The sequence below is a fragment of the Mesorhizobium sp. P2_C7 genome (genome assembly GCF_056404515.1).
Genome location: NZ_JBFUDW010000013.1, coordinates 110,823 through 123,334, shown reverse-complemented (window position 1 = coordinate 123,334; position 12,512 = coordinate 110,823). Strand labels below are relative to the sequence as shown.

The following is a 12,512-nucleotide window of genomic DNA, read 5'->3' as shown; positions in this document are numbered from 1 at the left end:
GCCAAGCCATCATGACAGCTGGCACATCACATGACCGGCAACCAGCGGCCGGGCACGGCTCGTCCGGCCAAGTGGTACTGTAGACGCTAGTCCAGCCGCACCCAATCTGTGGCTTCGAGCACATAGGGAGCGAACAAGAAATCGCAGATCTCGATGATCCGGCTTTCCGACCAGTCGATCAGGACAAAATGCGCAGGCCTTTCCATCCGGCCAGTGCTGTCGAAGACCAGCATAGCCGGCTTTCCTTCGACAGCGCCGAGGGCGAACCGCCATTTCGTCTCTTGCGCATAGCGCGTGAAATAGATGCCGATTTTGTCGCGCCCCTCCAGTTGGATCCGGTTCACCAGATCGAGCTTCACGTCGTCGGCAAGCATGACGCGGATTGCGTCGAAATCGCCGCTCCGGAACAGATGGACATAAGCGGCGATGTTGCGCCGGTCCGAATCGGACATCAGCGGCAGCGTTGTGTCTTCGGGCGCCTGTGCGAAAAGCCGCAGCGCAGCGCGCCCGCGCTGAAGCGCCGATTTTGCGGCTGTCGGAGAGCACCCTGCGATGCTTGCGATCTCGTCGACCGAATGACCCAGAACATCCTTGAGGATCACCGCGCAGCGCTGAAGTTCGGGCAGCCGCAGAAACGTCTGAAAGCTGATCGCGACGATGTCCGCCTCGGGTATGGGCGCCGCTTCGACGTCTTCGGTAAGCGGGACGACCGTGTTCCGGGATTTGGCGCGCAGGAAATCGAGGCTCGCATTGTGGGCGATGCGAAACAGCCAGCCCTCGAGATTGTCCACCTGGGCCCCCTGGGCTCGCGCGTGAAGGGCCTTGACGAGGGCGTCCTGCAATACATCCTCGCCAGCGACCGCCGATCCCGTCATGCGCGCGCAGTAGCGGTGAAGGCGTGGCCGCAGCGCTTTCAGACGATCCTCGAATTCATTCGCGTTCATGTATCGAGACCTACCGCGCCTGCGCGCTCTTTCGTCGTCATTTTACCCGAGACGAACAAGGAAGAGGGTTCAAACTTCCCTGTTGTCGAAAAGGAACATTTGAACGCCCGAGTCATCAGGCGCAAAAAGGCGGCGATCCGCCCCGGCCGCCTGCCCCTCCGGGCTTGCAAACGCCTTTTCGATCGCCGCAAGGTCGTCGAAATACAGCGTTCCGATCCGGTGAACATTGGAGGGTCCTACCGGCGTTGCGATAGGGCCATTGCTGACTTCGTATTTCCTGAGGCCCGGAAGCTTCTTGGCGAGAGGCACGTGGATTTCGAAGTAATGCCGGTCAAACGCCTCGACGTTCTCCGGTGTCGGGTAAATCACAACCATCCGAGCCATTGCGGTTCTCCTTTGTTGCTTGTGTGAGGCATTCTTACTTGTGTGTTTCGCTCAACACCGCCGAGCCCATGATCGAGTCCAGGCTCGCCAGCTCCAATATCTTCGGGAAATAGGCTTTCATGCGCGGATCGCTGCGCATCGCCTCGACGGCTGCAGGGGTCTCCCACTCGGAGTAGATGACGACGCCGGCGCCGTCTTGCGCCGCGATCAGCCGGGTCGTCTTCCAGCCCCGGAGCGTGCGGACCACCGTATCGGTGTTCTGCTTCAAGAGCGCGATCAGCGCATCCTGGTTCCCGGGTTCGACCTTAAGCAGATTGATCAAGATGACGGCTCCGTCGGACATGGCATGTCTCCTTCTGTTTGGACACACCAAGGACGATCCGACGGGCAGAAACGGATCGAGACGTAGCAAGATTTTTTTGGAAGATCCGCTGGAGTTCTAGGCGGCGATCTTCAGGGCGCCTGGCCCGGGAATGGCGCCAGGCGGGCATTTGCCCAGAATGATCATGCCGAGCACCTCGTCCTGGGTCACATCGGTGGTGCGCGCCGTGCCGACGACCTGGCCGTTCTTCATGACACAGACCCGATCGGCTAGCTCGAACACGTCGTGGATGTCGTGGCTGATCAGGAAGATGCCGATGCCGTCGGACTTGAGCTGCTTGACCAGTTCGCCGACCTGCGCCGTTTCCTGCGGACCAAGTGCCGCCGTCGGCTCGTCCATGATCAGGATGCGCGCATTGAACAGGATCGCGCGCGCGATCGCCACCGACTGCCGCTGACCGCCAGACAGCTTGATCACCGGCTCCTTGAAGCGCTGGAAGCGGGGATTGAGCCGGCCCATCACCTTGCGCGCCTCGGCCTCCATCGCAACGTCGTCGAGCGTACCCCAGGCGGTCATCAGCTCACGCCCGAGAAACAAATTGGCGGCGGCATCGACATTGTCGGCCAACGCCAGCGTCTGGTAGATCGTTTCGATGCCGTATTTCTTGGCGTCGCGCGGGTTGGAGATCGATGCCTCCTCGCCGTTGACGAAGATATGGCCCGCGTCGCGCTTGTAGGCGCCGGACAGGATCTTGATCAGCGTCGACTTGCCGGCGCCGTTGTGGCCCAGCAGCGCCACGACCTCGCCGGGGAAAAGGTCGATCGAGGCGTCATCGACGGCGCGGATGCCGCCAAAGGCGATCGAGATGTTGCGCATATCGATCAGCGCAGTGCTGGTGGGAGCGGTCTTGTCTGCCATAATCCTTGTCCTCCCCTAGACGCGCTTGCGATAGACGGTATCGAGCCAGACCGCGACGACCAGCACGGCGCCGACGACGATGCTCTGCAGCGGCGAGTCGATGCCGAGCAGCACCATGCCGGACTGCAGCGACTGCATCAGCAACGCGCCGAGCATGGCGCCGAGCACCGTTCCCGAGCCGCCGGCAAGCGAGGTGCCGCCGATGACGGCGGCGGCGATCACCAGCAGCTCGTCCAACGTGCCCAGCGCATTGGTCGACGCGTTGAGGCGGGCCGACGAGATCGCCGCGCTGATCGCGGCCAGTACACCCATGATCATGAACACCTTCATGGTCACCCAGCGCGTGTTGATGCCGGCGAGATTGGCGGCCTCTGGATTGCCGCCGATGGCAAAGACATAGCGGCCGAAACGGGTGCGCTTGGTGATGAAGGTCATGACGATACCGACCGCGACAGCCATCAGCACCGGTATGGCGATGCCGTGGGCGATGAACAGCCCGCCTTCGGGAATGGTGATGCCGTTCTGCTGTGCATACTGGCGCACGATGCCGATTGGCCACGGGTAGGAATTGGCGATCCAGACGGCCCCAAGGATGGCAGCGCAACTGACCACACCGAGAAAGGTTTCCGCCCACACGGGGCGCAGTGGAAAGTTGAACCGTTTGCGCTGCGACCGGCCGTTGAGCAACGCGAAAGCGACAGCCACGCAAGCAACGATGCCGATGATCCAGCTGGCGGTGGCGCCGACCGAGCCTCGCGGTCCGCCGCCCATCAACTGGAATGTAGCGTCGAGTGGCGCGACCGTGCGCCCGTTGGTGATCAGCCATGCCATGCCGCGCCAGACCAACAGGCCGCCCAGCGTCACGATGAAGGCAGGAACTTCGAGATAGGCGATGATGAAGCCCTGGAAGGCGCCGATCACAAGACCGAGCACCACGCCGACGGCCAGTGCGATGATCCAGAGCCAGGGATTTCCAAGCTGGAAGCCGATGACGCGAATGAGGAATTCGGCTTGCGCCACACCCATGATCATACCGATCACGCCTTCGACGGAACCAACCGAAAGGTCGATGTTGCGCATGACGATGACCAGCACCATGCCGGTCGCCATGATCGCGACCGAGGAAGTCTGCACCGACAGGTTCCAGAGATTGCGCGGCGTCAGGAAAAGTCCGCCCGACAGGATATGAATGCCGACCCAGATGACCAGCAACGCACCGACCATGCCAAGCATGCGCGTATCGAGTTCGGTTGCCTTGAGGAAGCGTCCGACGGCGCTCAATTCAGACGCACGCGCCCGGTCTACGGGCGTATTCGCAGCAGGCGTGTTAGAGGTCGTGTCGGTCATGAAGTCCTCCCACCGGTTTGCCGTCTGGCGCGGATGCCGGAAACACGATGCTATTTGCTTTCCGCGATCATTTGAAGCGGAATGCCCCTTGAGAAACGCCGCGGCCCAGGGGCCGCGGCGCTGAGATCGAACCGGGATCCCGTTCGGTTTTAGTTGCAGGCCGCGACGGTGCCGGCGGCGACGCCTGCACAGACTTCGTCCTTCTTGATCCAGCCGGCGTCGATGACGACGTTGAGATTGTCCTTGGTGATCGCGATCGGGGTCAGGAACAGCGAGTTGGTCTCGTTGCCGCCGGGCGTGGTGAACTTCACGGCGTTCGGGATCTTGTCCAGGGCAGTGCCAGCGGCCAGCTGCGAGGCGATTTCGGCAGCGTTCTTGCCGAGTTCGCGTGCGTCCTTCCACACCGACACGGTCTGTGTGCCGAGTGCGACGCGGTTCAGTGCGGCATGGTCGCCGTCCTGGCCGGACACCGGAACCGATCCTGCCAGCCCTTGCGCCGTCAGCGCGGCGACGACGCCGCCGGCGGTGCCGTCATTGGCTGCCACCACGGCATCGACCTTGTTGTCGTTGGCGGTGAGGAACTGTTCCATGTTCTTCTGGGCATTGGCGGGCAGCCAGCCATCCGTATAGGCTTCGCCGACATTCTTGATCTTGCCGCTGTCGATGGCTGCCTTGAGCACTTCCATGGAGCCGGCGAACAGGAAATCGGCATTCGGATCGGCGCCCGAGCCCTTGATGAAGACGTAGTTGCCTTCCGGCTTGACCTTGAACACTTCGCGGGCCTGCATGCGGCCGACTTCCTTGTTGTCGAAGGTTAGGTAGAACACGTTCTTGTTCTCGATCAGCCGGTCATAGCCGACGACCGGAATGCCTTCGTCCAATGCCTTCTGCACCGCCGGGCCGATGGCCGAGGCATCCTGCGCCAGGATGATCAGCGCGTTGGCGCCCTGCGAAATCAGGCTCTCGACGTCGGTGAGCTGCTTGCCCGGATTGGACTGTGCATCAGCGGAAATGTATTTGTCACCAGCCGCCTCGATGGCCTTCTTCATCGCCGCTTCGTCGGTCTTCCAGCGCTCTTCCTGGAAGTTGGACCACGAAACGCCGATGACCTTGTCCTTCGCCTGCGCGACCGACACCAGCGTCAGCGACATGGCGACACCCGCCAGGATGGCGGCTGTGAATTTTTTCATAATATCCTCCCTGCGCCGCGTATGGCGCGACCAAACTGACCCGTAGGCCGGCACAGAGGCTCTATTTTTTCGAGCCTCGAAAAAATAGTGATCCAACGCCCGAACGCTGTCAACATCGATTCTGATGGATTTTGACGTCTCTCCGAGTTTTTTTCGAGCTCCGTAATAAATAATGACAGGATGGTGGGGTTCTGCCAGAATTTGGCGTGGCGCATGTCGCCCAAAAGTGCGCAGCGGTTTTGGGGCAACGACACGCGCAGAAACAAGTGCCTGAAGCGCGTCGCGCTTTCAGGCTTCGCTGATGGCCTTCGGGAGGCACGAAAGGCTGCAGCGACCGGGAGGATGTGAAAAAGCATGTCGGTCGGAATCCGCCACGACGATCTGCGCCGCCGCAACCGGGCGATGGTGATTGCGGCCGTGCGCCGCGCCGGACAGCCGTCCCGCACCGAGATCGCCGCGACCACGGGCCTCAGCCATTCGACCATATCGGCGATCTCCTCCGACCTCATCGGCGAAGGCATCCTGACTGAGGGCAAGCCGAGCGAGGCCGGCTCGCTCAAACGCGGCCGGCCCCAGGTCGGCCTCGGCCTCAATCCGGAAGCGGCGGCGGTGATGACCGTGGTGTTGTCACTGAACTTCCTCTCGGTCGCCGTCATCGACTATGCCGGCCAGGTGATCGCCGAGGAACAGCGCCGGCTGGACACGCTGACCATGTCGCGCGACGCGCTGGTCGGTGAATGCGTTGCCATCGTACGGCGTCGTCTCGAAGACCCCGACCTCGACGTCCGCAGTGTCGCCCGCATCGCGTTGGCGATCCAGGGCATCACCGACACGCGTGCCCGCGCCATGCTGTGGTCGCCGATCACGCCGCACACCGACATCGCCTTCGCCGACATACTCGAGGACGAGTTCGGCATCCCCGCCACCATGGAGAACGACTGCAATATGATGGCGATAGCGTTGCGCTGGCGCGACCCCGAGCGCTACCGCGACGACTTCATCGCCATCCTGTTGTCGCACGGCATCGGCATGGGCCTGGTGCTGAAGGGCGAGCTGTTCACCGGCACTCATTCCTCGGGCGGCGAGTTCGGCCATATGATCCATCGGCCGCACGGCGCGCTGTGCCGCTGCGGGCGGCGCGGCTGCGTCGAGGCCTATGCCGGCAACTACGCCATCTGGCGCAACGCAAGGCAGATGAGTGAGGACGCGGAACCGGTCGCCGATGTCAGTGATGCCGACATGCGCGCGCTGGCGACCGCGGCCCGCGAGAGGGATGGACCCGAGCGCGAGGCCTATCGCAAGGCCGGCGAGGCACTCGGCTACGGTCTCGGCAGCCTGTTCGCGCTGATCGACCCGGCGCCCGTCGCCATGGTCGGCGTCAGCGCCGCCGCCTTCGACCTGATCGAGCCGGCATTGCGCGAGGCGATTGCCCAGACCGCCGGCGGCCAGCATTCGCAATCGATTTCCTTCGACACCGAACCGAACGAACTTCCACTGATCCGCGAAGGCTGCGCCACGCGGGCATTGACCTTTGTCGACCAGGAGATTTTCGCGCCCGGCACGCAGGCGAGGTCCGGCCTCGGCGGCAAGAACGTCGCGTGAATGGCGCGCCTGGATGTGTTGAGATTCAGGTTAGGCCGAGTCGAGAATGGCGGGTTCCAAGAACCGGAGCGGAGCGGACATTTGGATCCGTGAGTGCCGGAAGCGCAGGAAACTGCCGTTCGCAGGCCGGCATCACCTGAATATCAGCATATCCCTAATCTTCCCGGATTGCGTAGCCCGCCCCACGAATGGTGCGGATGACATCGGGCATGCGGCCATTGTTGACCGCCTTGCGCAGCCGGCCGACATGCACGTCGACCGTGCGTTCGTCGATGTAGATCGTCTCGCCCCAGACATTGTCGAGCAGTTGGCTGCGCGAGAACACACGGCCGGGATGGCGCATCATGAATTCGAGCAGGCGGAATTCGGTCGGTCCGAGCCGGATCTCGCTCTTCTTGCGATAGACCCTGTGCGATTCACGATCGAGCACGATGTCGCCGACCTTGAGCACGCTGGACAGCACTTCCGGCTTGGCGCGGCGCAGCAGCGCCTTGACCCTGGCCATGAACTCCGGCGTCGAGAACGGCTTGACCAGATAATCGTCGGCGCCTGTCGAGAGGCCCCGCACACGATCGCTTTCCTCGCCACGCGCGGTCAGCATGATGATCGGCAGCCGCTCGGTCTCGGGACGCATCCTTAGCCGGCGGCAGAGTTCGATTCCGGAAACCGCCGGCACCATCCAGTCCAGCACCAGAAGGTCGGGGACGTTCTCCTGCAGGCGGATCTCGGCCTCGTCGCCGCGCGTCACCACCTCGACCTGGTAACCCTCGGACTCCAGATTGTAACGGAGCAGCACACCTAGCGGCTCCTCGTCCTCCACCACCATGATGCGTGGCGCGATCATCGACTGGTCACCCCTGCCGTCATGCCGCCGGCGCGGACATTGCCGTCTCGTCCTGCTTCGGACGATTGGCGGGCAGCTGCGTGCCGGTCAAAACATAGTACGCATTTTCCGCGATGTTGGTGACGTGATCGCCGATGCGTTCGAGGTTCTTGGCGCAGAACAAAAGATGCGTGCAGGCGGTGATGTTGCGCGGGTCTTCCATCATGTAGGTCAGGAGTTCGCGGAACACGGAGGTGTACTTGACGTCGATGCGCTCGTCGTCGGCGCGCAGCTTCGCCAGCGCCGCCGCGTCGCGCGCCGTATATTCCTCGATGACGCCCTGCACCTGGATCAGCACCAGCTGCGCCATTGCGTCGATGGAGTGCGACAGGTCGCGCGGGGTTACGCTGAGGCCGACGGTGCCGACGCGCTTGGCGATGTTCTTGGCAAGGTCGCCAATGCGCTCGAGGTCGCCGGCCATGCGGATCGAACCGACAACATGGCGCAGATCGTCGGCCATCGGCTGACGCTTAGCGATCAGTGTGATAGCGCGGTCGTCGAGCTCGCGCTGGCGCGCGTCCATGATCGCATCGTCGGAGACGACTCGCTGCGCCAGGGCGTTGTCGGAATTCAGCAGCGCCTTGGTGGCGCCGCCGACCATCGAGCCGGCGAGGTCGCCCATGTCGCGGATCAGCCTGCTGATCTGTCCGAGATCCTCGTCGAAAGAAGCGACTGTGTGTTCGCCCATGATCTTAGTCCTCGTATGCCTGAGCTCAGCCGAAGCGGCCGGTGATGTAGTCCTGCGTGCGCTTCTCGCGGGGCGACGTGAAGATCTTCTCGGTGCGGTCGAACTCGACCAGTTCGCCCAGATACATGAAGGCGGTCTGCTTCGACACGCGCGCCGCCTGCTGCATGTTGTGGGTGACGATGACGATCGTGTAGTCGGCTTGCAACTCGTCGATCAGCTCTTCGATCTTGGCGGTCGACAGCGGGTCAAGCGCCGAGGCCGGCTCGTCGAGCAGGATGACTTCCGGCTTCACCGCCACGGTGCGGGCGATGCAGAGACGCTGCTGCTGGCCGCCGGAGAGGCTGAGGCCGCTGGCGTTGAGCTTGTCCTTCACTTCGGTCCACAGTGCGGCGCGCTTCAGCGCCTGCTCGACACGGCCGTCCATCTCGGACTTGCTGATCTTCTCGTAGAGCCTGACGCCGAAGGCGATGTTTTCATAGATCGACATCGGGAACGGCGTCGGCTTCTGGAACACCATGCCGATCTTGGTCCGCAGCAGATTGAGGTCCTGCGAGCGGTCGAGAACGTTCTGGCCGTCGAGCAGCACCTGGCCCTCGGCGGTCTGCTTGGGATAGAGCTCGTAGATGCGGTTGAAGACGCGCAGCAGCGTCGACTTCCCGCAGCCCGAAGGTCCGATGAAGGCGGTGACGCTGCGCTCGGGCAGCGACAGCGTGATGTCCTTCAGCGCCTTGCTCTGGCCGTAGTAGAAGTTGAGGTTCTTGACCTCGATCTTGGCCTTGCCGGCAATTGCCTCGGCGGCGATCGTCATGTCTGGAGACAACATCTGGCTCATTTGTCCTCTCTGCGTCCGGTCAGGCTGCGAGCAAAGATGCTGAGCGCGAGAACCGTCAATGTGATGATGAGTGCACCGGTCCAGGCCAGTTGCTGCCATTCCTCGTAAGGGCTGAGAGCAAACTGGAAGATGGTCACAGGCAGGCTGGCCATCGGCGCGTTGAGATTGCTCGACCAGAACTGGTTGTTGAGCGCTGTAAAGAGCAGTGGCGCCGTCTCGCCGGAGATACGGGCGATCGACAGCAATATGCCGGTGACGATGCCGGAAAGGGCGGCGCGGTAAGCGACCGACTTGATGACCACCCAGCGCGGCGCGCCGATCGCAGTGCCGGCTTCGCGCAACGCGTTCGGCACCAGGTTGAGCATGTCCTCGGTGGTGCGCACGACGACCGGGATGACCAGGATGGCAAGCGCGACGGCGCCGGCGATCGCCGAGAAATGCCCCATCGGCCGGACCATCAGTTCGTAGACGAACAGGCCGATGATGATCGACGGCGCCGACAAAAGGATGTCGTTGATGAAGCGCACCACGGTGGTGAGCTTCGAAAAGCGTCCGTACTCGGCCATGTAGGTGCCGGCCAGCACGCCGATTGGTGTACCGACGACGACGCCGATAATGGTCATCACGATGCTGCCGTAGATGGCGTTGAGCAGGCCACCGGCATCGCCGGGCGGCGGCGTCATTTCGGTGAACACCGCAAGATTGACGCCGGACAGGCCCTTGTAGAGCAGGGCGCCGAGGATGAGCGCCAGCCAGGCAAGTCCGATGCCCGCGGCGGCGACGCACAGCGTCATCATCACGGAATTCTTCCTCTTGCGGCTCTGATGAAGCGATGTGGCTGTCGACATCGGTCAGGCTCCCGTGCGGGCGTCAATGCGCATCAGCATGTAGCGTGCGATGGCGAGGATCAGGAAGGTGATGACGAACAGGATCAGGCCGAGCGCCACCAGCGAAGAGGTGTAGAGATCGCCGACGGCTTCGGTGAATTCGTTGGCGATGGTTGCGGAGATCGTCGTTGCCGGCGCGAACAGCGAGGTGCTGATGCGATGCGCGTTGCCGATGACGAAGGTCACTGCCATGGTTTCGCCGAGCGCGCGGCCGAGGCCGAGCATGACGCCGCCCATGATGCCGATCCTTGTGTAGGGAATGACCACGCGGCGGGTCACTTCCCAGGTCGTGCAGCCGATGCCGTAGGCGGACTCTTTCAGCACCGGCGGCACCGTGTCGAAGACGTCCTTGGTGATCGAGGTGATGAAAGGCAGCACCATGATGGCAAGGATCAGCGACGACGTCAAAAGGCCGATGCCGTAGGGCGGACCGGCAAACAGGCTGTTGAGGCCGGGAATGCCGTGGAACACGCTGATGATGAAGGGCTGCACGGTCGTCTGCAGGAAGGGCGCCAGCACGAACAGGCCCCAGATGCCGTAGATGATCGAAGGGATGCCGGCGAGCAGCTCAACCGCCATGCCGATCGGGCGCCGCAGCGGGCGCGGGCAAAGCTCGGTGAGGAAGATGGCGATGCCGATGCCGAGCGGCACGGCAATCAGGATGGCGATGGCGGACGTGATGATGGTGCCATAGATCGGCGCCAGCGCGCCGAATTTCTCGGTCACCGGATTCCAGCTTTCGCTGGTCAGGAAGGAGAAGCCGAAGGTCGACAGGGCTTGCCAGGAGCCGGCAAACAGCGAGATCGCAACACCGCCGAGCAAGACCAGCACCAGTATGGCTGCGGCACGGGTCATTCCGTGAAAGATCGCGTCGGTCAGCGCGAAACGTCTGACAGTCGCGTCGCGCGAACCTCGAATGGCTGGCAAGGCTTCCTGGACAGCACTCATGTGAAGCTCGGCTTTTTTGAGTTGAGGGAAAAGGAGCGCCGCGGCGCGGCGCTCCTTCCAAGGGACGTTATTCGCCGACGTAGACGGGCTTGCCGTCAGCCTGGATGTCGGCCTTCCACGAAGCCTTGATCAGGTCGACGACGCTGTCGGGGATCGAGACGTAGTCGAGACCCTTGGCGGTTTCCTTGCCGTCCTTGTAGGCCCAGGCAAAGAACTTCAGCGCTTCGCCGGTCGCGGCAGCATCGTCGGGGGTCTTGTGGATCAGCACCCAGGTCGAAGCAGCGATCGGCCAGGTGGTATCGCCGGGTTCGTTGGTGATGATGACGTTGAAGTTCTTCGCGCCCTTGAAGTCGGCATTCGAAGCAGCCGAGCCGAAGGATTCGAGCGACGGCTCGACGACCTTGCCCGCGGCGTTCAACATCTTGGAGTACGACAGGTTGTTCTGCTTGGCGTAGGCATACTCGACGTAGCCGATGCCGCCGTCGGTCTGCTTGACGGTGTTGGCAACGCCTTCGCTGCCCTTTGCGCCGACGCCGGTCGGCCATTCGACGGCGGTGTCCGAACCAACCTTGTCCTTCCAGTCGGGGGACAGCTTGACCAGATAGTTGGTGAAGTTGAAGGTCGTGCCCGAGCCGTCCGAACGGTGGACGACGGCGATCGCCGTCGACGGCAGGGTCAGGGTCGGGTTCAGCGCCTTGATCGCGGCGTCGTCCCAGGTGGTGATGGCGCCAAGGTAGATCTGCGCGATCGTCTTGCCGTCAAGGATGAGTTCGCCCGGCTTGACGCCCGTCAGGTTGACGATCGGCACGATGCCGCCCATCACCATCGGGAACTGCACGAGGCCGTTCTTTTCCAGATCGGCATCGGACATCGGCTTGTCGGTGGCGCCGAAGGTCACTGTCTTGGCGATGACCTGCTTGATGCCGCCGCCCGAACCGATCGACTGGTAGTTGAGGCCGACGCCGGTGTCTTTCTTGTAGGTGTCGGCCCACTTGGCGAACACCGGATAGATGAAGGTCGAGCCGGCGCCGGAAAGGTCCGCGGCCATGGCTGCAGAAAGGGTGACGGTAGACGCTGTGGCCATTGCAATCGCAACGACCGCTGAGCGGATGAAATGTCTCATGTGGCCTGCTCCTGTTCGGAAGATGGTCTCTCGGCGCCATCCTCTCGGCGCCCGCTGAGGCCAATAGCCTTCGATTATAACAGTCGCATGACAGTTTCATGTCACCCCGGTAACGCGTCATCGGGGCGGGGAAAATGCCGGCCGGCAGGCGCTTGCGGCGGAACCCGGCTTTGTGCCCGGAATCAGGCACTTGCCCCTTTTCATGCCGAGAGTGACCTGCGGTTTCGCGATCAACGCCTCGGCAAAGAAAATCCGGACGGGAACGCGTTGCTCTCGGCCACATGTCGTGACCGGGCCATCGCCGAAAACAGGTCCGTTGGGGTAGGTTGACGCTGTCTCATGCCGGCGGTCGCTGCTCCCGCCCGTAACTGGAAGAGCGGAATTCGAATGTGGTCATTGTCTCGGCTGGGCGTCGCCTTGGATATGGTGCGATCGCGCCATAGT

General features: G+C 62.6%; 13 protein-coding genes. 1 reads left to right on the top strand and 12 read right to left on the bottom strand.

What is annotated here, in order from left to right; all coding sequences use genetic code 11:
- Window positions 1-86: 86 nt before the first annotated feature.
- From AC1D2G_RS24945 to xylF, 6 genes are all read right to left on the bottom strand, one after another.
- Window positions 87-944: a sigma-70 family RNA polymerase sigma factor gene (locus AC1D2G_RS24945; protein WP_477417298.1), complete on the bottom strand. Its 858-nt coding sequence runs from the start codon at window positions 942-944 to the stop codon at window positions 87-89.
- Between the two features lie 69 nt (window positions 945-1,013).
- Window positions 1,014-1,328: an EthD family reductase gene (locus AC1D2G_RS24940; RefSeq protein WP_457151626.1), complete on the bottom strand. Its 315-nt coding sequence runs from the start codon at window positions 1,326-1,328 to the stop codon at window positions 1,014-1,016.
- Between the two features lie 34 nt (window positions 1,329-1,362).
- Window positions 1,363-1,671: a putative quinol monooxygenase gene (locus tag AC1D2G_RS24935; RefSeq protein ID WP_477417296.1), complete on the bottom strand. Its 309-nt coding sequence runs from the start codon at window positions 1,669-1,671 to the stop codon at window positions 1,363-1,365.
- A 96-nt stretch (window positions 1,672-1,767) separates the two neighbouring features.
- Window positions 1,768-2,568, bottom strand: coding sequence for an ATP-binding cassette domain-containing protein (locus tag AC1D2G_RS24930; RefSeq protein ID WP_457151628.1), 801 nt, complete (start codon window positions 2,566-2,568; stop codon window positions 1,768-1,770).
- Window positions 2,569-2,583: 15 nt separating this feature from the next.
- Entirely contained in the window at window positions 2,584-3,915 is a 1,332-nt protein-coding gene (locus AC1D2G_RS24925; RefSeq protein WP_477417294.1) for a sugar ABC transporter permease, read from the bottom strand.
- A gap of 149 nt (window positions 3,916-4,064) precedes the next feature.
- Entirely contained in the window at window positions 4,065-5,105 is a 1,041-nt protein-coding gene (gene xylF / locus AC1D2G_RS24920; protein WP_477299922.1) for a D-xylose ABC transporter substrate-binding protein, read from the bottom strand.
- Between the two features lie 354 nt (window positions 5,106-5,459).
- On the opposite strand from xylF, the gene AC1D2G_RS24915 reads away from it, so the two are divergent.
- A complete protein-coding gene (locus AC1D2G_RS24915; protein WP_477417292.1) occupies window positions 5,460-6,707 on the top strand; it encodes an ROK family protein in 1,248 nt (415 codons plus the stop codon).
- A 154-nt stretch (window positions 6,708-6,861) separates the two neighbouring features.
- Here the strand turns inward: AC1D2G_RS24915 and phoB are convergent, their stop codons facing one another.
- From phoB to pstS, 6 genes are all read right to left on the bottom strand, one after another.
- Window positions 6,862-7,551: a phosphate regulon transcriptional regulator PhoB gene (gene phoB, locus AC1D2G_RS24910; protein WP_010911896.1), complete on the bottom strand. Its 690-nt coding sequence runs from the start codon at window positions 7,549-7,551 to the stop codon at window positions 6,862-6,864.
- Window positions 7,552-7,570: 19 nt separating this feature from the next.
- On the bottom strand, window positions 7,571-8,278 hold the full coding sequence (gene phoU, locus AC1D2G_RS24905; RefSeq protein ID WP_095089319.1) for a phosphate signaling complex protein PhoU: 708 nt from the start codon (window positions 8,276-8,278) through the stop codon (window positions 7,571-7,573).
- A gap of 25 nt (window positions 8,279-8,303) precedes the next feature.
- Window positions 8,304-9,110 carry a phosphate ABC transporter ATP-binding protein PstB gene (pstB, locus tag AC1D2G_RS24900; RefSeq protein ID WP_095089320.1) on the bottom strand — a complete coding sequence of 269 codons (807 nt, stop codon included), beginning with the start codon at window positions 9,108-9,110 and terminating at the stop codon, window positions 8,304-8,306.
- Window positions 9,107-9,958, bottom strand: coding sequence for a phosphate ABC transporter permease PstA (gene pstA, locus AC1D2G_RS24895; protein ID WP_477227750.1), 852 nt, complete (start codon window positions 9,956-9,958; stop codon window positions 9,107-9,109). The genes pstB and pstA overlap by 4 nt, the downstream gene beginning before the upstream one ends.
- A 3-nt stretch (window positions 9,959-9,961) precedes the next feature.
- Window positions 9,962-10,945 carry a phosphate ABC transporter permease subunit PstC gene (pstC, locus tag AC1D2G_RS24890; RefSeq protein WP_477227749.1) on the bottom strand — a complete coding sequence of 328 codons (984 nt, stop codon included), beginning with the start codon at window positions 10,943-10,945 and terminating at the stop codon, window positions 9,962-9,964.
- Between the two features lie 67 nt (window positions 10,946-11,012).
- Window positions 11,013-12,068, bottom strand: coding sequence for a phosphate ABC transporter substrate-binding protein PstS (gene pstS / locus AC1D2G_RS24885; RefSeq protein WP_095089324.1), 1,056 nt, complete (start codon window positions 12,066-12,068; stop codon window positions 11,013-11,015).
- Window positions 12,069-12,512 lie beyond the last annotated feature (444 nt).